The 19475-nt window shown below is 53.9% G+C and carries 16 protein-coding genes; 10 read left to right on the forward strand and 6 right to left on the reverse strand.

Features of this window, described 5'->3' with window-relative positions; translation table 11 throughout:
- The first annotated feature begins 23 nt into the window (after nucleotides 1-23).
- Both A6A26_RS03980 and A6A26_RS03985 read left to right on the forward strand, forming a co-directional pair.
- Complete coding sequence (locus A6A26_RS03980; protein ID WP_063877563.1) at nucleotides 24-689, forward strand: 7-cyano-7-deazaguanine/7-aminomethyl-7-deazaguanine transporter; 666 nt, start codon at nucleotides 24-26, stop codon at nucleotides 687-689.
- Between the two features lie 117 nt (nucleotides 690-806).
- Nucleotides 807-1361, forward strand: a complete 555-nt coding sequence (locus A6A26_RS03985; protein ID WP_063877564.1) for a DcrB family lipoprotein — start codon at nucleotides 807-809, stop codon at nucleotides 1359-1361.
- A gap of 115 nt (nucleotides 1362-1476) precedes the next feature.
- Here the strand turns inward: A6A26_RS03985 and iolC are convergent, their stop codons facing one another.
- On the reverse strand, nucleotides 1477-3399 hold the full coding sequence (gene iolC, locus A6A26_RS03990; protein WP_063877565.1) for a bifunctional 5-dehydro-2-deoxygluconokinase/5-dehydro-2-deoxyphosphogluconate aldolase: 1923 nt from the start codon (nucleotides 3397-3399) through the stop codon (nucleotides 1477-1479).
- 620 nt (nucleotides 3400-4019) lie between these two features.
- Between iolC and A6A26_RS04000 the strand changes: the two genes are divergently transcribed.
- The 3 genes from A6A26_RS04000 (at nucleotide 4020) to A6A26_RS04010 (ending at nucleotide 7052) form a co-directional block, all read left to right on the forward strand.
- Nucleotides 4020-5030: a bifunctional inositol 2-dehydrogenase/D-chiro-inositol 1-dehydrogenase gene (locus tag A6A26_RS04000; protein ID WP_063877567.1), complete on the forward strand. Its 1011-nt coding sequence runs from the start codon at nucleotides 4020-4022 to the stop codon at nucleotides 5028-5030.
- Between the two features lie 26 nt (nucleotides 5031-5056).
- On the forward strand, nucleotides 5057-5953 hold the full coding sequence (gene iolE, locus A6A26_RS04005; protein ID WP_063877568.1) for a myo-inosose-2 dehydratase: 897 nt from the start codon (nucleotides 5057-5059) through the stop codon (nucleotides 5951-5953).
- A 247-nt stretch (nucleotides 5954-6200) separates the two neighbouring features.
- Entirely contained in the window at nucleotides 6201-7052 is an 852-nt protein-coding gene (locus tag A6A26_RS04010; RefSeq protein WP_063877569.1) for a MurR/RpiR family transcriptional regulator, read from the forward strand.
- A 152-nt stretch (nucleotides 7053-7204) separates the two neighbouring features.
- Here the strand turns inward: A6A26_RS04010 and iolB are convergent, their stop codons facing one another.
- From iolB to A6A26_RS04025, 3 genes are all read right to left on the reverse strand, one after another.
- Entirely contained in the window at nucleotides 7205-8023 is an 819-nt protein-coding gene (iolB, locus tag A6A26_RS04015; protein WP_063877570.1) for a 5-deoxy-glucuronate isomerase, read from the reverse strand.
- Nucleotides 8024-8104: 81 nt separating this feature from the next.
- The gene (locus A6A26_RS04020) at nucleotides 8105-9610 is read right to left on the reverse strand and encodes a CoA-acylating methylmalonate-semialdehyde dehydrogenase (RefSeq protein WP_063877571.1); all 1506 of its coding nucleotides are present in this window, start codon (nucleotides 9608-9610) and stop codon (nucleotides 8105-8107) included.
- 167 nt (nucleotides 9611-9777) lie between these two features.
- Complete coding sequence (locus A6A26_RS04025) at nucleotides 9778-10155, reverse strand: hypothetical protein (protein ID WP_156506642.1); 378 nt, start codon at nucleotides 10153-10155, stop codon at nucleotides 9778-9780.
- A gap of 143 nt (nucleotides 10156-10298) precedes the next feature.
- Here A6A26_RS04025 and A6A26_RS04030 point away from each other — a divergent pair, with 143 nt between their 5' ends.
- Nucleotides 10299-11678 carry a nucleobase:cation symporter-2 family protein gene (locus A6A26_RS04030; RefSeq protein ID WP_063877573.1) on the forward strand — a complete coding sequence of 460 codons (1380 nt, stop codon included), beginning with the start codon at nucleotides 10299-10301 and terminating at the stop codon, nucleotides 11676-11678.
- Nucleotides 11679-11924: 246 nt separating this feature from the next.
- The gene (locus tag A6A26_RS04035; RefSeq protein ID WP_063877574.1) at nucleotides 11925-12980 is read left to right on the forward strand and encodes an AI-2E family transporter; all 1056 of its coding nucleotides are present in this window, start codon (nucleotides 11925-11927) and stop codon (nucleotides 12978-12980) included.
- Here A6A26_RS04035 and A6A26_RS04040 read toward each other — a convergent pair.
- On the reverse strand, nucleotides 12969-13652 hold the full coding sequence (locus A6A26_RS04040) for a FadR/GntR family transcriptional regulator (RefSeq protein ID WP_063877575.1): 684 nt from the start codon (nucleotides 13650-13652) through the stop codon (nucleotides 12969-12971). The genes A6A26_RS04035 and A6A26_RS04040 overlap by 12 nt on opposite strands.
- Nucleotides 13653-13800: 148 nt before the next feature.
- Between A6A26_RS04040 and uxuA the strand changes: the two genes are divergently transcribed.
- Together uxuA and A6A26_RS04050 are read left to right on the forward strand one after the other, a co-directional pair.
- Nucleotides 13801-14985, forward strand: coding sequence for a mannonate dehydratase (uxuA, locus tag A6A26_RS04045; protein WP_063877576.1), 1185 nt, complete (start codon nucleotides 13801-13803; stop codon nucleotides 14983-14985).
- A gap of 449 nt (nucleotides 14986-15434) precedes the next feature.
- Nucleotides 15435-17015: an EAL domain-containing protein gene (locus A6A26_RS04050; RefSeq protein WP_063877577.1), complete on the forward strand. Its 1581-nt coding sequence runs from the start codon at nucleotides 15435-15437 to the stop codon at nucleotides 17013-17015.
- Nucleotides 17016-17066: 51 nt separating this feature from the next.
- On the opposite strand, the gene A6A26_RS04055 is transcribed toward A6A26_RS04050, so the two are convergent.
- Complete coding sequence (locus A6A26_RS04055) at nucleotides 17067-17399, reverse strand: hypothetical protein (RefSeq protein WP_063877578.1); 333 nt, start codon at nucleotides 17397-17399, stop codon at nucleotides 17067-17069.
- Between the two features lie 492 nt (nucleotides 17400-17891).
- On the opposite strand from A6A26_RS04055, the gene proP reads away from it, so the two are divergent.
- Nucleotides 17892-19397 carry a glycine betaine/L-proline transporter ProP gene (gene proP / locus A6A26_RS04060; RefSeq protein WP_063877579.1) on the forward strand — a complete coding sequence of 502 codons (1506 nt, stop codon included), beginning with the start codon at nucleotides 17892-17894 and terminating at the stop codon, nucleotides 19395-19397.
- Nucleotides 19398-19475: the final 78 nt, after the last annotated feature.

The raw sequence follows: 19475 nt of genomic DNA on the forward strand, positions 1-19475 counted from the left end.
CCCCACCATTAAAAAGGCTTATTATGCTCGCATTTACACCGCGTCAGCGCACCTACGCGCTTCTTTGGCTGTCCCTGTTTCACCTGTTGGTGATTACCTCCAGTAATTATCTGGTGCAGTTGCCCGTTTCCCTGTTCGGCTTCCATACCACCTGGGGCGCGTTTAGCTTCCCGTTTATTTTCCTGGCAACCGATCTGACCGTTCGCATTTTTGGTGCGCCGCTTGCACGACGAATTATTCTGGCGGTGATGGTTCCTGCCCTGTTTATCTCCTATACCATTTCCAGCCTGTTTTATCAGGGCGAGTGGCAAGGCTGGCAGGCACTGCAACAGGTGAATCTGTTTGTCGCCCGTATCGCCTGTGCCAGCTTTATGGCTTATGCGCTGGGCCAGATTTTGGATGTGCACGTATTTAATCGCCTGCGCCGTTTGCCGCAGTGGTGGGTAGCGCCGGGCTGCGCCATGTTTTTAGGAAATATCAGCGATACGCTGGCGTTCTTTTTTATCGCCTTTTACAAAAGCTCCGACCCGTTTATGGCGCAGCACTGGGTGGAAATCGCCCTGGTGGATTACAGCTTCAAGGTGCTGATCTGCATGGTGTTCTTCCTGCCCGCCTACGGCGTGTTGCTGAATGCGGCGCTGAAACGTCTGGCCGAACGCCAGGCTCAGCCACAGATACATTTCGGCTAACCGGCCATTCAGCCTTTCCTGACAATCCGCTAAAATCTTCTGACAATACTCAGGTTGCGTTTGCAACCTGATTCCTGTTGTATAAACGCCTGAGCGGAAATTTAAAAAGGGATTCTGATGCGTAATTTAGTGAAATATGCGGGAATTGGTTTGCTGGTCCTCGGCCTCGCGGCCTGTGACCAAAAGAAAGATGAAGCGGCAAACGACAACGGCGCATCTGCCAGTCAGTCGGCACAAACCGTGACGCTGATGGATGGCAAGTTAAGCTTCTCCTTACCACCGGGCATGTCCGACAAGAGCGGCAAGCTGGGTTCACAAAGTACCAACATGCACGTTTATGCTGATGAGAGCGGCGCGCGGGCAATTATCGTGATTGCGGGTGATCCCACCAACGAAGGTCTGGATGTTTTATCTCAACGTATGGAACAGCAGCAGCGTAACCGCGATCCGCAGCTACAGGTTGTCTCGAACAAAGCGGTGACGCTGGGCGGCGAACCCGCACAGCAGCTGGATACGGTGATTTCAGCTAACAACCAGACTTCATGGTCTTCGGTCGTACTGGCCAAGGTGGACGGTAAGCTGATGACCATGCAGATTACACTGCCGGGCCAGAATCAGCAGCAGGCACAAAGTGATGCTGAAACGGTAGTGAAGAGCATTGCACTGAAATAATCGCGGACGGGCGCTTGCCCGCCCTGCGCGTTATTGCCTGTTCCTGAACGCTAAGCCACGCACCGTGCGGAAGATATCACTCCGCACGGTGCGCTCATCATCCTGCCTGCTTTGGCTATCGCACCTGCTCGCGTGCCATGCGCCAGTATTCAATCAAACGCAGATAATTCTCTTTTACCGCCGTCACCAGCGCGTCGTCACCGATCTCATCCTGCAACCACTGGCGTGAAGGCTGAGCAAAGATAGTGCGTCCCACCGCGAAACCTTTTACCCATGGCGCTTGCGCAGCCTCGGCAAAACCGGCTTTCAGCTTCTCTTCTGGCGCATCCAGCCCAAGTAACAGGATGCCGCGACAGTGAGGGTCCTGCTCCTCAATCAGGGTGCCAATGGCCTGCCAGCTTGCCGTCGACAGAGGGGGTAATTTCCACCAGTCCGGCTTAATCCCCAGGCCATAAAAGTGGCTCATCAGCATCAGATAAAAGGCTTCATTATGATCCGGCTGGCTGTCTGGCAGAATCACCTCAAGCAGCAGTTCGTGCCCGCTTTTGTTGCAGCTTCTCCAGACATCCAGTAACAGGGCATCCTGCTCTTCCCGCAGTTCTGCACTGTCGTGAGGATGATAGAACACCAGACATTTCACCACGTGCTCTAACGGCCAGCTAATAAGCTGGGTGCCGATATTGCCGTGTTCAAGACGCAGGGGGCGCGATCCCGGTAACTCTATTGGCCGCCCGATCCATCTGTTCTTGCCGGTAATGGCGTTAAGCGCCCTTTGACCAAAGGTTGTATCGGCCAGAATCCCGCTTTTCGTCTCTATGCCCGCCTGCTTTACCGCCTGCTCTGCGGCCTGCAACAGCAGAAGCTTGAGCTGCGAAATGCGGCTAACGTCAGCGCCCGCGGCCAGGGCCATATCGACCAGTTGCTTGCGATGGTCAAAGGCGAAAATATTGAGCTCAGGCCAGGCTTGCTGCCGGGACGTTACCCGGTGCAGGTGGGTCAGTTGGCTATCCAGATCCGGGCGTTTTACTGCCTTTTCACGGCTCAGGAAATCGTCCAGTTCCTCTCGGGTTGGCATCGCCGGGGCGCAACCGTGGCGTGAAACCACCAACGCACCACAGGCGTTGGCATAACGACAGGCCTGCTCCCAGCCCTCATCGTTTAGCCAGCCACGCAGCAGACCCGACATAAACGCGTCTCCGGCCCCCAACACATTTAACACCTCGACGCGTACGCCGCTGTGCAGCTTAACCTGATCCCAGCTTTCCGGAATCTCGTTTTCAAAGACAACGCATCCCATTGCGCCCCGTTTGCAGACCAGCGTGGCACGGCTGACCTCGCGCACCTGTCTGAGTGCCGTCAGCGTGTCAGTGCTGCCGCCCGCAATATGAAACTCTTCTTCGGTGCCGACGATAAGATCGAAGTAATGGACGACCTCCTGCAGTTGCGCCGTCACCTCGGACGAGGCAATGAAACGTGTTTCACCATCACCCAGCGAGGTTAATCCCCACAGCACCGGGCGATAGTCGATATCCAGCGCCGTGCGCAGACCGTTTTTGCGGGCAAAATCCAACGCTTTCAGCACGGCGGCACGCGTTTGAGGATGCGATAAGTGAGTGCCGGTGACCGCCACTGAGCGTGAAGAAGCAATAAAGGCCTCATCAATGTCCTCTGGCACCAGCCCCATATCGGCGCAGTTATCGCGATAAAAGATCAGGGGAAAGGTCTCTTCATCTTTAATGCCGAGAATGACCAGTGCGGTCAGGCGCTTTTTATCGGTTATCAACGCATCCGTATTGCAGCCCACACGTTGCAGGCTCTCACGTAAAAACCGGCCATTATGCTCATCGCCAACGCGCGCCAGCATGGCCGATCGCAACCCCTGAATGGCCGTGCCGTAAGCGACATTACCCGACGAACCACCAAGATATTTGGCGAAGGACGTAGTGTCCTCCAGCCGTGCGCCAATTTGCTGACCATAGAAGTCGACGGCGATGCGTCCAATACAAATCACATCAAGACGCTTCTGTTGTGTACTCATACTTCTGGTTTCCTTCTGTGATGAGCAGACACTGCGGACAGGTTGGGGATCGAGGTCTGAAGGTGTCTGGTTAACGATAAATGCAGTATGAGGAACAAATATTCCAAATTCAATTCAAAATGAAACTTACAATGCGATTATGTGAACCAGTTAAAAATCTATTATTCCCTGACGACCGATCGTACAGCCAGGCAACTTATCTCGCGATGCCCGTGCCACAAGGCGAGCGGCTTTGCGCTCGCTTTCGTGACGCGACAGCGGGGATGAAATGAAACGCCATAAAAATATGTAACTATTACTAAACATTCCAGTTACCCCTGTTATCTGATTCGCCACAGATGATTCAGGAATGTAAATTTGATCCCACTCGCAAAATGAAATATTTCTTCTGTAATGGTGTTTTATGAAAAATGCATTTGTTTATAATCCACTGATATTTCAGTTTTCCAGATCGCGTTCTCCGTTCCGCCTCACCCGTTGCAGCGGATGGGCATAAACCGCCGGGCAAGAACGAGCACGGCATGTGGCATACGCATCTGGCGCAGGCCAAAAAAGCGTGATTTCCGGGCCGTTTAACGGCTCATGTGTCTTATCTCCGATTTAACCCTACAGGTGTAATTATGACGTTGAAACTTGGTGTGATTGGAACAGGTGCGATTGGTCAGGAACACATTCGCCGCTGCAACAATGTCTTACAAGGGGCAAAGGTAGTGGCGGTATCCGATATCAACGTTGAAGGGGCTAAGGCTGCGCTGCAACGACTGAATATTGATGCAGAAGTACACCAGGATGGCTTTGACGTGATTCACTCACCCAATGTCGATGCGGTGCTGGTGACCTCATGGGACCCGACCCATGAAGAATTTACCCTGGCGGCCATTGCGGCCGGTAAGCCGGTGTTTTGTGAGAAGCCGCTGGCGATGAGCGCAGAAGGCTGTCGTCGGGTGGTAGACGCAGAAATCCAACACGGCACGCGGCTGGTTCAGGTCGGGTTTATGCGACCTTACGATGCCGGTTACCGTGCGCTGAAGAAAGTGATTACTGACGGTGAAATCGGCGAGCCGCTGATGCTGCATTGCGCGCACCGTAACCCGACGGTGCCGGAAAATTACAATACCGAAATGGCCATCACCAATACCTTAATTCATGAACTCGACGTCCTGCGCTGGCTGACAAGTGACGATTACAAAAGCGTGCAGGTGGTTTTTCCACGCGTCACCGCCAAAGCCCATTCGCATCTGAAAGATCCACAAATCGTCCTGTTTGAAACGCAGAAAGGCGTGCGCATTGACGTAGAAATCTTTGTGAACTGTGCCTATGGCTACGATATCCAGTGTGAGGTTGTCGGTGAGGAAGGTATCGCCAGACTGCCAGAGCCTTCATCGGTGCAGCTGCGTAAGCAGGCCAAACTGTCCAACACGATTTTAGTCGACTGGAAAGACCGCTTTATTGAGGCTTACGACGTCGAGCTGCAGGCGTTTATCAATGACGTGAAAGCGGGCCAGTTAACCGGTCCTTCTGCCTGGGATGGCTTTGCTGCCTCGGTGGCTGCGGATGCCTGTATCAAAGCACAAAAGAGCGGTGCCATTGAACCTATTGAAATGCCCGCCCGTCCGGCATTTTACAACTAATCCCTATCGCCATAAGCAGGTAACCGATGAACAACGATAACGTTAAGCTGGCGATAGCGCCCATTGGCTGGACAAATGACGATATGCCGGAGCTGGGCAGCGAAAACACCTTTCAGCAAACCGTGAGTGAAATGGCGCTGGCAGGCTTTACCGGCAGTGAAGTTGGCAGCAAATACCCACGCGATCCTGCCATTTTGAAACCGATGCTCGACATTCGCGGCATTCAGATCTGCAACGCCTGGTTCAGCACTTTCTTTGCTCAGGGTGATAAAGCTGAAACCCTTGAGGGATTCACGGCCCACATGAATTTTCTCTATGACATGGGTGCCCGCGTCATCGGCTGTTCCGAACAGAGTAAAAGTATTCAGGGCACAACGCTTGCGGTGCTGGACCATAAGCCTGTCTTTAATGACGATGAGTGGCAGCGCACGGCGGAAGGTTATAACGAGCTGGCCGCGCTCGCGGCCGCCAAAGGTATGCGTGTCTGCCTGCATCATCATATGGGTACGGCCATTCAGACGCCCGCCGAAATCGATCGTTTTATGGCGTTAACCCATGACGAGGTGGGCTTGCTCTATGACACCGGCCACATCTACTACTCCGAAGGTTCACAGTACGTCATGCTGACGGTGCTGAAAACCTACCTGCCGCGCATTTTTCACGTTCATCTGAAAGATGTGCGGGATGAGATTGTTGCTGAAGTACGGGACAAGCATCTGTCATTTCTGGATGGGGTAAAAAAGGGCACGTTTACCGTACCGGGCGATGGTGTTATTGATTTCAAACCGGTTTTCAAAATTCTTGATGACTACGGCTATAAAGGCTGGATGGTCGTTGAGGCCGAGCAGGACCCCGCGCTGGCCAATCCGTTTGAGTACGCGGTTAAAGCCAGAAAGTATATTCGCGAGAACACCGGGCTGTAAGCCGGTATCGGTGCCTGAGCAACGCGTTATACGGTTATCAGGCTGCGCCCAATGTTGTCTCCGGGCGCAGCCTTTTCACGTCGGTAGAGCTGAAACCGCCGCTTTCGCCAGTGACGACGAATCTGTGAGTCATTTCATAAACTAATGAAATAAATTCCGCCTATAAAACAAACAAATGAAATTTTCCAACCATCTGATATCATATCGTCCATTATCCAGCCACGCGTTACACAAATGAGCAGACTTCATGAGCAATAATCCTTCCCAACTTTCACAGCTGCAGGACGAAATTCGCCGCCGTTATGAAACGCTGAGCAAACGGCTGAAGCAGGTGGCTCGCTATATTCTTGATAACAGTAACAGTATTGCTTTTGATACCGTGGCCTCCATTGCACAGCAGGCGGATGTACCGCCCTCTACTCTGATTCGCTTTGCCAATGCGTTTGGCTTTAGCGGGTTCAACGAAATGAAACAAGTTTTTCGTCAGCACCTGATGGAAGAAACCGTTAACTATACTGAGCGTGCACGGCTATTCCGTCAGACGGCGGCCGATGATGCCGCCAACTCACCCGAAAGCCCAGCCGAAATCCTGAATGTGTTCACCATGGTTAACAGTCAGGCACTTCAGCAGTTGGCGATGCAGGTGAGTCCTGAGCAGTTAAACAAAACCGTAGAACTCCTGAATCAGGCCGAGAACGTTTACGTTATCGGCCTGCGCCGTTCGTTTAGCGTCGCCTCCTATTTGGTTTATGCCCTGCGCCATCTGGAACGCCGTGCTTTTCTGATTGACGGACTGGGCGGCATGTTTACTGAACAGCTTAATCTTGTGACCCCGAAAGATGTGGTGATAGCCATCAGCTGTTCACCTTATGCCAGGGAAGCCGTAGAAGTGGTGGAACTGGGGGCGAAACGGGGGGCCAGCTTAATTGCGATTACCGACAGCCAGGTTAGCCCGCTTGCAGCGTTTAGCGACGTCTGCTTTGTGGTACGCGAAGCCCAGGTCGACGGCTTCCGTTCTCAGGTTGCCTCGCTGTGCCTGGCGCAGACGCTGGCAGTGTCCCTGGCATTGGCTAACGCCCAGACCGGTCAAATCTCCTGACAGGCCGCCGTCTGCGACGGCGTGGCTTGCCTGCTATAGCTGTACCGACTGACCCCACCTGAATAAAGCCGGGCGCATCCTGCCATCGCGCGTACAGCCTTTTGCGTCACAAAAAAGGCAGCCCGCAGGCTGCCCGTTGCTATCCGCAGTGATTAACCCGCCGGATAGTGATCGCTGTTAATCCAGGCGTGATCGCTTTCCCAACTGAATTTCCACAAGCGAACCGGCCCTGCCATCACATTAAGATAGTAGTTGTTGTAACCCGCTATCGTCGCCACGGGATGGTAACCGCGCGGCACCGTGACCACATCCCGGTTGTAAACGGCCATGCACGCATCCAGCGAACGATCGTCCGTGTAAACCCGCTGCATAGCAAAGCCCTGTTCGGGTTCAAAGCGGTGGTAATAGGTTTCTTCGAGATAGGTTTCGTTCTCGCTGTTTTCCTGATCGTGTTTGTGACTCGGATAGGAACTGGTGTTGCCCTCGTCGGTAAACACCTCTACCACCAGCAAGCTGTTTGCCGGTTCACTGTCCGGCAGAATGTTATGCACCAGGCGCTGGTTGTGTCCTTTGCCACGCCGTTCAACGCCGACATCTTCTGGCGCAATCAAGCGGGCGGGCAGTTTGTCGCCCTGGCCCGGAGCCTGACACACGGCCAGTTCCAGATCGCTGTCAGCCGTTACCGTCACGGCATCATCATGCGGGACGTACACGGAATAAGGCGGTATACGTTCAAACGGCGACATCCGCTTGCCAAGCCCCGGAAAGGTCGCATGGCGCGTGGTGACGGAAGCCAGGCCTGCGACCAGCACCAGACAAAGTTCAGTATCGCCGCTAGTGAGGTTGAGCGTTTGCCCTTTTTTCAACAGGTAAGACTCGAAACCTACATAGCGCCAGCCCGCACTTTCCGGCGTCACCTGCTGTATGCGCCCCTGGTTATCAGGCTGTTTTACCTTCGAGAGTAATGACATCCGCCGTCTCCTTATCCGCCGTCCTTCAGAGTAAACATGCTGTTAGCCAGCGCCCACGATCAGGCTAACTGGCCCATCCACTTAACCTAACGTTGGCATACTAAATTCAGAAACCGTTTGCTGACCGCTCGGCCAACGTACGGTAGCCGTTTTCATGCGCGTATAAAAACGCACGCCATCTGGCCCGTGGACGTTAAGCGCCCCGAATACCGACCGCTTCCAGCCACCAAAACTGTGGAACGCCATCGGCACCGGAACCGGCACGTTGACGCCGACCATGCCAGCTTCGACATCCTGCACAAACTCACGCGCAGTGTGGCCATTACTGGTAAAAATGGCGCTACCGTTACCAAATTCGTGACTGTTAACCAGTTTCAGCGCACTGTCGTAATCCGCCGCGCGCATGATGCTCAGCACCGGGCCAAAAATCTCTTCGCGCCAAATCACCATCTCTGGCGTGACATTATCGAATAGCGTGCCGCCGACGTAGTAACCGTCCTCAAAACCCGCGACTTTTTGGTTACGCCCATCGACGACCAACGTTGCCCCTTCCTGCTCGCCACTATCGATATAGCCCAGCACTTTTTTCTGATGGGCGGCAGAGACGACAGGACCCATTTCATTTTCGTCGCTGCCCTTGTTGATGCCGGGACCGATGCGTAATGCTTTAATCAGCGGCGTCAGGCGCGAAATCAGTTTATCCGCCGTGTCATCACCTACCGCCACCACCACCGGCAGGGCCATACAGCGCTCACCCGCAGAGCCAAATGCACCGCCCATGATGGCATTCACCGTGGCATCCAGATCCGCATCTGGCATCACAATGGCGTGGTTTTTTGCCGCGCCAAATGCCTGTACGCGTTTACCATGCGCACTGGCCGTTTTATAAATGTGCTCAGCCACACCCGACGAGCCGACAAAGCTGACGGCCGCGATACGGGAATCTTTGTAGAGCTGTTCTGCGTTGTCATTCGAACTGTGGACAACGTTGAAAACGCCGTCCGGCAAGCCCGCTTCCTTCAGCAGCTCCGCCATGCGTACCGCGGCTGACGGGTCCAGTGCCGGTGGCTTAAGAATGAACGTGTTACCGCAGGCCAGCGCAATAGGGAACATCCACAGCGGCACCATGGCAGGGAAATTGAAAGGTGTAATTCCGGCGACCACACCCACAGGCTGCATGAGCGAGTAGCTGTCTACCCCGCCTCCCACATTGGGTGAGTTCTCACCTTTAAGCAGGTGGGGAATGCCGCAGGCGAACTCAATCACCTCGATGCCGCGCGTCAGTTCGCCTAACGCATCGGACCAGACTTTACCGTGCTCAGACACGATCAATGCCGCCAGTTCATCACGATGTTGTTCCATTAAGGCTTTAAAGTTGAACATCACCCGGGCGCGACGCAGCGGTGAGGTTTTTGACCAGGCAGGAAAGGCAGCATGTGCCACGTCAATCGCCTGGGCCACTTCATCTGCGCTGCTTTGGGTCAGTTCACGGATAACCTTGCCGGTCGCCGGATCGAACACAGGAATGGTTTCGTTGCTGGCACTGAACGTGGTTTTACCGCCAATAAAATTTCCTACGATAGTCATGATGTTGCCTCTTTGGTGTGTACGGTTCCAGCAGGCAAAGCACAAGAAGTGGCATGCTGGCTGGGCAGATGAAGCCAAAAGCATGCTATGAAGCTATTACAATGAAACAAATTTTTCAAATAAATGTTTTTGGAAAATTACTTTTTAGTGGAGCAGATCGCATTTCTTCATTTTATCCCCGATGAGCCGCCAGCAAAGGCTGTTCTTTGGCTCGCCGCAGCGTCACCTCTGCCGACGCTGCAGATAACGAAACGCCCACCTGTCACGCTTTTTATCGATCTCTCAGCGAAGATGCCGGTTGCGGTCAGACAGACTGAAGCGAAAAAACACTCTTTTAAAATTTCAAATCTAACCAATTCGAAATAAAAGTTTCTTTTAGCGCCGTATTTCTTCCTTATCGGTGTGAGGAGATAAGCGTGCAGCATGCCATCGCGCTCCTTATGGATCGCCTCGTGACGCACTTCCATGGTGCAAAAAAACGTCTTAATGGCGATTTCATGAACCCATAATTTCTTACATGCCCAGTCAGGAATCATCTGTTTCATGTGCATCCGGGCGTAATGCACCAGACAGAACCACCCTATCCTGTTGATTTACTAACGTTAAAAGCATTCAGACATGATAAGTCAAAAAGCTGGCCTGCTTTATGCAACATCGAACAACTTCCCCGCACTGAGATGAGATAACCGTGTCTGACGAAAAAAACAGCGGCCTGCTTTACGGTCTGGACCAACGTATTCCGCCACTTCAGGCTTTTTTTAGCGCATCACAGCATGTGCTGGCCGGCCTGGTCGGCATCATTACGCCCCCGTTGCTGATCGGCACGGCGCTGGGTCTGGACGCGTGGCTGCCGTATTTGATCAGCATGTCGTTGCTTGCCTCCGGCATCGGCACCTTCCTGCAGTCAAACCGCGTTTGGGGCGTGGGTGCGGGCATGATATGCATGCAGGGCACCAGCTTCGCCTTTCTCGGTGTGGCCATCTCCGGTGGCCTGTGGGTCAAAGCGCAAGGCGGCAAGCCAGAGGACATTATGGCGATGCTGTTTGGCGTCAACTTTGTGGCGGCGCTGGTTCCGGTTATCGTCAGCCGCTTTATCGACACCTTAAAGCGGGTCTTTACTCCGGTGGTGACGGGCAGCGTTATTGCGCTCATTGGTATCAGCCTGATTAAGGTCAGCGTCATAAACTGGTGCGGCGGTGAAAAGGCACCGGATTTCGCCAGCCTCAGCAACCTTGCACTCGGTGCGTTAACCCTGGGGGTGATAGTGCTGCTAAGTTGCGCCAGCAACCGTTGGCTGCGACTGTCCTCCATCGTAGTGGGCATCGTCACGGGCTGTATCGCCGCCGCGCTGAGTGGCAAATTTCATATTCAGGGTCTGGGTGACAGCACCTTCCGTTTACCGTCCCTGTTTCCGTTTGGCTTCCACTTCAGTAGCACCATTTTCATCCCCGTGGTGCTGGTCTCGCTGGTCTGTATTATTGAGGCAGTGGGCGACCTTACCGCGAATAGCCTGATCTCCGGCAAGTCGATTACCGATCGGACCTTCAGCGCCCGTCTCAAAGGGGGCATTCTGGCTGACGGGCTGAGCTGTATGATTGCAGCGATGCTCAGTGCCTTTCCCAATACCACATTTGCGCAAAATAACGGCGTGATCCAGATGACCGGCGTAGCAAGTCGTTTTGTCGGTCGCTATGTCGGTGTGATGCTTATCCTGCTGGGGCTGTTTCCCCCCTTTAGCGAGGCGCTGCGACAGATCCCCACGCCGGTGCTGGGTGGCGCAACGATGGTGATGTTCGGCTGTGTGGTCACGGCAGGCATCCGCATCCTCAGCCAGACCGCGCTGACGCGCAGGGAGATGCTTATTGTCGGGCTGGCTTTTAGTTTCGGCCTGGGGATTGAATCCGTTCCTGCATCGCTTTCCCATCTGCCGCCCATGATTGAGAACCTGTTTGGTTCAGCAGCCACCAGCGGCGGCCTTGTGGCCATTGTCCTGAACCTTCTTATTCCGGGTGGCGAAACCGCTGTGCGTGAAGAGGTAAAACAGGGTGAATCCGCGCAGTCGCTTTAACGCCGCATCGCGCACCCACGGCAGCGTTGTCGTGGGTGCGTCGCTGTGCGCGCAGAGGTCAGTGTCATAACGCGGTGTGCCTCACTCAGCGCCGATAGCGCGCTTTTATGCGCAAGCGTGAAGCCAGGTTAGCGTGCCCGTAGCCAGCCAGCCGCAGCGCCTGATCTACCGTTTCCCTCAATGAATCAGACGGTTACTTTTCCTTCAGCTACACTTTCATCAGTTATTTATGCGTAGAGATAAAGAATGAACGCGTTGCAGCAGGAAAAAATTGGACAAAACATCTTAATTAAACTGGCGATGCTGGTGATTATTCTTGCGGGGATACGAGCCGCCTCAGACATTCTGGTGCCGCTACTTCTGGCGGCCTTTTTTGCCATCGTACTGAATCCGCTCGTGACGATACTGATGCGGCGCGGGCTGCGACGCGGGATGGCGATCGGGTTGGTGATTACGGTGATTTTTATCATCATTCTGCTGCTGGGAGCCGTGCTGGCCAGCTCCATGAGTGAGTTTTCCGATCTTTATCCTCAACTGCGCACCATCCTGGAAAAGAAAATGGTGGTGGTTCAGCATCTGGCGGCCAGCATCCATCTTAATATCTCGACTAACTCCCTGGTTCAACGCTTTGACCCTAACACCGTCATGAACCTGGCCAGCGTGGCGCTGAGTGGGTTTTCCGGTGCCATGACCAATACCGTTTTACTGGTCCTCACCGTGGTCTTCATGCTGTTTGAGGTGCACCATTTGCCTTATAAAATGCGTAACTCCTTTGTGAACCCCAAAATTCGCATTGCCGGATTACACAAGGCACTCAAAGGTGTGACGCACTACCTGGCACTGAAGACGTTGATCAGCCTGATCACCGGGATAGCGGTGTGGCTGACGCTCTACCTGCTGGACGTGAAGTTTGCGTTACTGTGGGGCGTTGTGGCCTTTATTCTTAACTTTATTCCCAATATCGGGCCGATTATCGCCGGTATTCCGCCTTTCCTGCAGGCGCTGCTGCTCAACAGCGTCTTTGACGCGGCGATGGTGGCGGCGCTGTTCACTGCCATTCATATGGTATTTGGCAATATGCTGGAGCCGCGCATTATGGGGCGCGGCCTGGGTTTATCAACGCTGGTGGTGTTTTTGTCGTTGATATTCTGGGGCTGGCTGCTGGGCCCGGTAGGGATGTTGCTATCGGTTCCCCTGACCAGCATCACCAAGATTCTGATGGAAACCACGCCGGGCGGCAGCCGTCTGGCTATCATGTTGGGCACCGGCCGGCCCAAACCTTCGCGACTGTTAACCAAGTAAACGCTGCTGCACATGTTGCAGATGATGCCTCATCGCCGCCTGTGCAGCCTGCTCATCCCCGGCAACAATCGCCTCAGCGATACGCTGATGGTCGGCATTCATTTCCTCCGCAAAGGTATTGTCTGCATAGTGACTTTCCAGTCGGCGGACATGCGCGCTGTCGCGTTTGTTCCACAAATTTTCCATCATCTCCCGCAGCAGATCGTTGCCGCTCATCTCGCTAATCAGCAGATGAAACCCCTTGTCCTGCTCAATAAAAGCCGCGTCGTTTTCATTAAATGCCTGCAGCGCTGCGCTGAGGGACAGCAGTTGCTGACGCTGGGCTTCACTGCCGTTTCGCGCCGCCAGCCCGGCCAGCATACTTTCATAGGCTTCGCGCGCCTGTAGCAGGTCCTGCAGGCTGAAACTCTCTGTTTCTTTGCCGGGTGAGGGCTGGGGTAAGGTCTGAGCGACAAAAACCCCGGTGCCGGTGTAAATGTTGACGTAGCCCGTCATCTCAAGCGCAATCAGCGCTTCGCGCACCGACGACCGGCTGACGCCAAGCTGTTTAGCCAGTTCCCGCTCCGGCGGCAGCGCCCCGCCCGGCACGAAATCGCCACGATTAATGCCGTCAATAATGGCATTGGCAATCTGCCGATAAAGCCGCTCAGTTTTTAAGACCGGTAGCGCCATAACCCTCTCCTGTTGTCGACACGCTTTTAGGCTTTGGATGATACGTATTTACTATGCTGCGATCCGGATCACGGCCTTAATTTACGCGCTATCTTACTCTTGGTCCAGCGGCCTGACCACTGGGCCACACGTTCACCAAGGAGTAATAATGGAACATACATGGCGCTGGTACGGCCCAAACGACCCTGTGTCACTCGACGATGCTCGCCAGGCAGGTGCAACCGGGATTGTCACAGCACTTCACCACATCCCGAACGGCGAAGTATGGCCTGTCGCCGAAATCAAAGCACGTCAGGCGCTGCTGGCAGAAAAAGGTCTCACCTGGTCTGTCGTTGAAAGCATTCCCGTTCATGAAACCATTAAGACGCAACGCGGCGATTATCAGCACTATATCGCCAACTATCAGCAGTCGATTCGCAATCTGGCCGCGTGCGGGATTGATACCGTCTGCTACAACTTTATGCCGGTGCTGGACTGGACGCGTACCGATCTGGCCTGGTCACTGCCGGACGGTGCGAAAGCGTTACGCTTTGATGCCGATGCGTTTGCCGCCTTTGAACTGCACTTGCTACAACGCCCCGGTGCAGAAAAAGATTACAGCCCCGCCGAGCAAAAAGTTGCCGCAGAACGGTTTGCTGCGATGAGCGAAGAAGAAAAAGCCACGCTGGTGCGCAATATCATCGCTGGCTTACCCGGCGCGGAAGAGGGTTACACGCTTGAGCAGTTTCAGGCTCAGTTGGCCCAGTATGACGGTATCGACAAAGCCAAACTGCGCGAACACATGGCCACCTTTTTGCGGGCCATCGTCCCCGTAGCGGAAGAGGTCGGCATTAAGCTGGCCGTCCATCCTGACGATCCACCGCGTCCAATCCTTGGCCTGCCGCGCATCGTCTCTACCCAAGAAGATATGCAGTGGCTGAAAGAAACGGTAGACAGTCTGCACAACGGATTCTGTTTCTGTACCGGTTCCTACGGCGTCCGTGAAGATAATGCCCTTGTCGCAATGGCAGAAGCCTGTGCCGATCGCATTAACTTCGTGCACCTGCGGGCGACAAAGCGAGAAGCGAACCCCAACAGCTTTCACGAGGCGGGCCATCTGACCGGTGATGTGGATATGGTTGGCGTCATCAAGGTGATCCTTGCCGAGGAGCAGCGTCGTCGCCGGTCGGGCGAGCAACGTGCCATTCCGATGCGTCCCGATCACGGTCATCAGATGCTGGACGATCTGCACAAGCGCACCAACCCGGGCTACTCCGCGATTGGGCGGCTTAAAGGGCTGGCAGAGCTGCGCGGCGTGGAAGTGGCACTGAAGCAGATTTATTTTCAGGATTAACAGGTCGTTGCCCCGCGCTGTTCAGGCTGTCGGGGCACACATCCGTCTGACCTCGTTTTTATTTCACGGTTATCGCCTTATCCGCGCCCGTTATTTACCCGATTATCCGACAGCAACCGCCCTCCCGCCGTAAAAAGACAGTGCGCATTTTACCCCGCCGGGTTTGGGTTTCGCTCTGTGTTGCCGCCCCACAGCGACCGTTTACAGGTCAGTCGCCGTCCGTTCTTCCGCCTTACGTGATCACCGTTTTGCTGCAGCCATCAAACTAATCGCTGAACTTTCACCAATAGTATGAATTTTGTGTCAATTAAATGCCCACAAGGTCGATAATTGACCTTATCGGATGATAAGGGATTTCCGACCGTTCACCAGCGGCGTGAACTGGCGTGCTATGTTGCAGTGACCCTTAGCACCTCGCAAAACATCATAACGATTCAGAGGTTTTTACGGTGCCGCTAATAAAAAGAAAGCGCGATCACGCCAGATCGCTCATCGTCCTTGCAGGGCTTCTGCCCCTGCTTTTGGGTTTGCTATTTACTGCTATCGATGCCAGAAAGACCGTTAAAGAACAACAAGTGAATACGGCAGCGACCTTGCTGTCTCAGGCTGAAAAAATCAGCGATAACGCCTGGAGTATGATCGCTTCGCTTCGTCAATATGACGATCAATCATGCGATCAGGTCGAGAATACGCTGCGCATCAATGGCACCCTTCATCCCTATTTTCGCGGTATCGGCAGGCTGGAAAGCGATATGGTCAGCTGCTCTTCCGCCTATGGCAACAAACCCGCGACCCTTGAAGCCATGATTGGTACTACGCCGCCGGTGACGGGCAAAGACCGGTGGAGTTTATCCCTCACCGGTTCTTACAGCGTGCCGGATCGGCCTGCGGTGATATTCGTGCGCCAGATTTCTGCGGACAAAGCACTTTGGGTGATGGTGGAAGGACAGTACCTGATTGATTTTATGAGTGCCCTGGGCAGCACCCATGAGTACAGAATCACCATGCGTTTTAATAACGGCACGCCAATAGTGTCAGGCAATAGCGAAATGCCAGGCAACCACTGGCTTTTACCACAGATATACAAGGCGGCTTCCTCTCGTTATCCCATTAGTGTCACCCTGATTGCGCCAAGCGCCGAGCGGGTCAAGACGTGGGCACAGTTGCTTTTCGTGTTTATGCCAATGGCGGCGATTTTTTCCGTTCTGTTTATGATTCTGACGACATCCTGGTTACGCAGGCGCTTTTCATGGGGAGATGAAATGCGTCGCGCTATCCGCTCCCGGCAATTCAGCGTGCATTACCAACCAACCTACAGCTGCACACTGCAACGCTGCTCCGGTGCAGAGGCACTGCTGCGCTGGACGCTGCCCAATGGTGACAGCGTGCGCCCTGACACATTTATTACCGCCGCCGAAGCGGAAGGGATGATTATCCCGGTGACGCACCATCTGATGGATCTGATTGTTGAGGACACGCAACACTGGAAGCCCAATCCAGGCTTTCATCTGGCGATTAATGTGGCAGCCGAACATCTGCAGCACCCAGACTTCGTCAATGACATGCTGAACTTTGCTAAAAGGATGGCGAAAACGGAGTTTAACATTACTCTGGAACTGACGGAGCGCAGCCTGATTAAAGAAGGGAACGTGGTCGCCACTAAGCTGGCTCAGTTGCGCCAGGCCGGGATGAAAGTGGCGATTGATGACTTTGGCACAGGTCATTGCTCACTTAGCTACCTGCAAACCTTTGCACTGGACTATCTTAAAATCGACCAGGGTTTTATTAACGCAATCGAGTCGCTGGAGGAGGAAACGCCGGTGCTGGATGCCATTATCAGCCTGAGTCATAAACTGAAGCTGCAGGTCCTGGGAGAAGGCGTGGAAACGGCATTGCAGTTCCGCTATTTGCAGCAGCATGGCGTCAACTTCGTCCAGGGCTATTTTTATGCCCGACCCATGGATAATACGGCGACGATTGCGTGGATGGCGCAGTATGGTCATCTGCCTGTTGAGGTGGATAACCCCTGAGCCGCAGGCGCTACACGCAGAATCAGACTGATGGCGACGGCGTTGACTGGCTTATTTTCGCTGCGACGCCCGTTGTTTACTCGCCGCCCGCAATGCCACCGCCACCGCGTCTTCCTGTTGGTCGCAAGAGGCAGCATCAGACGCACGCCCGGCACGCTGATTCAGGCGTTGCAGCGTTGGCATCGACTGCTGTAACAGCTGCTGGCACACCTCATAGTCCGAGCACTGCTTGCCCGTGACCGTCGACGTTTGCAGCGTCTCGCTCAACTGCGACAGTCGATCAAACCAGTATTTAGCCCGGCAGCTTAGCCATCCTGAATGGAGCGGCACGTGAGTGGCAGAGTCAGTCTGCCGGGGAGCGCGACCCACCTCAGAAGAATCCATTAATTTTCTTTCTACACTATCGATCTGCGCCACCCAGGGGCTTTGGCAAGTGATGGATGCTTTCCTTGACATTCTTCCTCCAAATCAAGGTGAAAGAGTATTGCCGAAGGCGCTCCATTAGGCAAGTTTCAAACCCCACCCCGACAAATGCTTAAAATTTATTGATAACTTAAGCCAGGCGGTGACTGTCGTTCAACATCGAAGCGCTTATTTACCAGGCAAACGCGCGGGAAGCCTGACTTTTTTTCGCGTCGTTTCCTGCTACAAACCGCAGGTGAAACTGCTCGTTTTCAGTTCAAACATGACAAATATCACACAAAAACGTTATACTCTTCCGCCGATAAACCAGATGACGGCAGTATTGGTTGTATTGGTGAGTCGACAGAGAATGCTGTTTTACGGCTATGCTTAAATTTCCTCAACGAAGCGGTCTGAACGCTATTTTCGGTTCGCGCCGTTGAGGACTTTCATGTTCCATTACAGGGTAATTCTATGAAATTGCGTAGGAAGCGTGTAAAACCAATTGGGATAGATGATGTCACCATCATTGATGATTCCCGTTTACGTAAAGCCATTACCGCCGCCTCTTTGGGTAACGCCATGGAGTGGTTCGATTTTGGTGTTTATGGCTTTGTGGCTTATGCCTTGGGTAAAGTGTTTTTCCCGGATGTCTCGCCAGGGATTCAAATGATTGCCGCCCTGGCAACCTTCTCCGTTCCATTCCTGATTCGTCCTTTAGGCGGCCTGTTCTTCGGCATGCTGGGTGACAAGTACGGTCGTCAGAAAATACTGTCGATTACCATCGTCATTATGTCGATCAGTACCTTCTGTATCGGCCTGATTCCCTCCTATGCCTCCATTGGCATCTGGGCACCGATTCTGCTGCTGCTGGCTAAAATGGCCCAGGGCTTCTCGGTCGGCGGGGAATACACCGGCGCGTCTATCTTCGTCGCCGAGTATTCGCCTGACCGCAAGCGCGGCTTTATGGGAAGCTGGCTGGACTTCGGTTCGATCGCCGGCTTCGTGCTGGGTGCCGGCGTTGTCGTGTTGATCTCGACCATTATCGGTGAACAAAACTTCCTTGAATGGGGATGGCGTCTTCCGTTCTTCCTGGCGCTGCCGCTAGGGATTATTGGCCTGTATTTGCGCCATGCCCTGGAAGAAACCCCCACGTTCCAGCAGCACGTGGATAAGCTGGAGCAAGGCGACCGCGAAGGTCTGCGTGACGGCCCGAAAGTCTCTTTCAAAGAGATCGCCACCAAACACTGGCGTAGCCTGTTAGCCTGTATCGGTCTGGTTATTGCAACCAACGTGACCTATTACATGCTGCTGACCTACATGCCAAGCTACCTGTCGCACAACCTGCATTACTCCGAAGATCACGGCGTTCTGATTATCATCGCCATCATGATAGGAATGCTGTTTGTCCAGCCGGTCATGGGGCTGCTGAGTGACCGCTTTGGCCGCCGTCCGTTTGTGATTATCGGCAGCATCGCCCTGATGATCTTCGCTATTCCCGCGTTCATGATGATCAACAGTGGCGTGCTGGGATTGATTTTCGCCGGACTGCTGCTGCTGGCCGTTATCCTTAACGCCTTTACCGGCGTGATGGCCTCATCACTGCCTGCCATGTTCCCCACCCATATCCGCTACAGTGCACTGGCCAGCGCCTTTAACATTTCGGTACTGGTTGCCGGTCTGACACCAACCGCGGTAGCCTGGCTGGTTGAGACCACCAATAACCTCTACATGCCGGCCTACTATCTGATGGTGGTCGCGGTGATTGGCCTGATTACCGGTCTTTATATGAAAGAAACGGCGAACAAGCCCCTGAAAGGTGCCACACCTGCCGCCTCTGACATGGAAGAAGCGCGCGAAATTCTTCAGGAGCATCACGATAACATCGAGCAGAAAATCGAAGATATCGACGAAGAAATCGCCCGACTGGAAGCGAAGCGTAAAAACCTGGTGCAGCAGCACCCGGATATCAACGAGTAACCTCCTCGTCTCCCGCCCCTGTGGCGGGAGACACATTCACTGTCTCGGCACACCGCACACAAACCTTCATCGCCTGCC

It is taken from the genome of Pantoea sp. OXWO6B1 (assembly GCF_001641135.1).
Taxonomy (GTDB): Bacteria; Pseudomonadota; Gammaproteobacteria; order Enterobacterales; family Enterobacteriaceae; genus Pantoea; species Pantoea allii.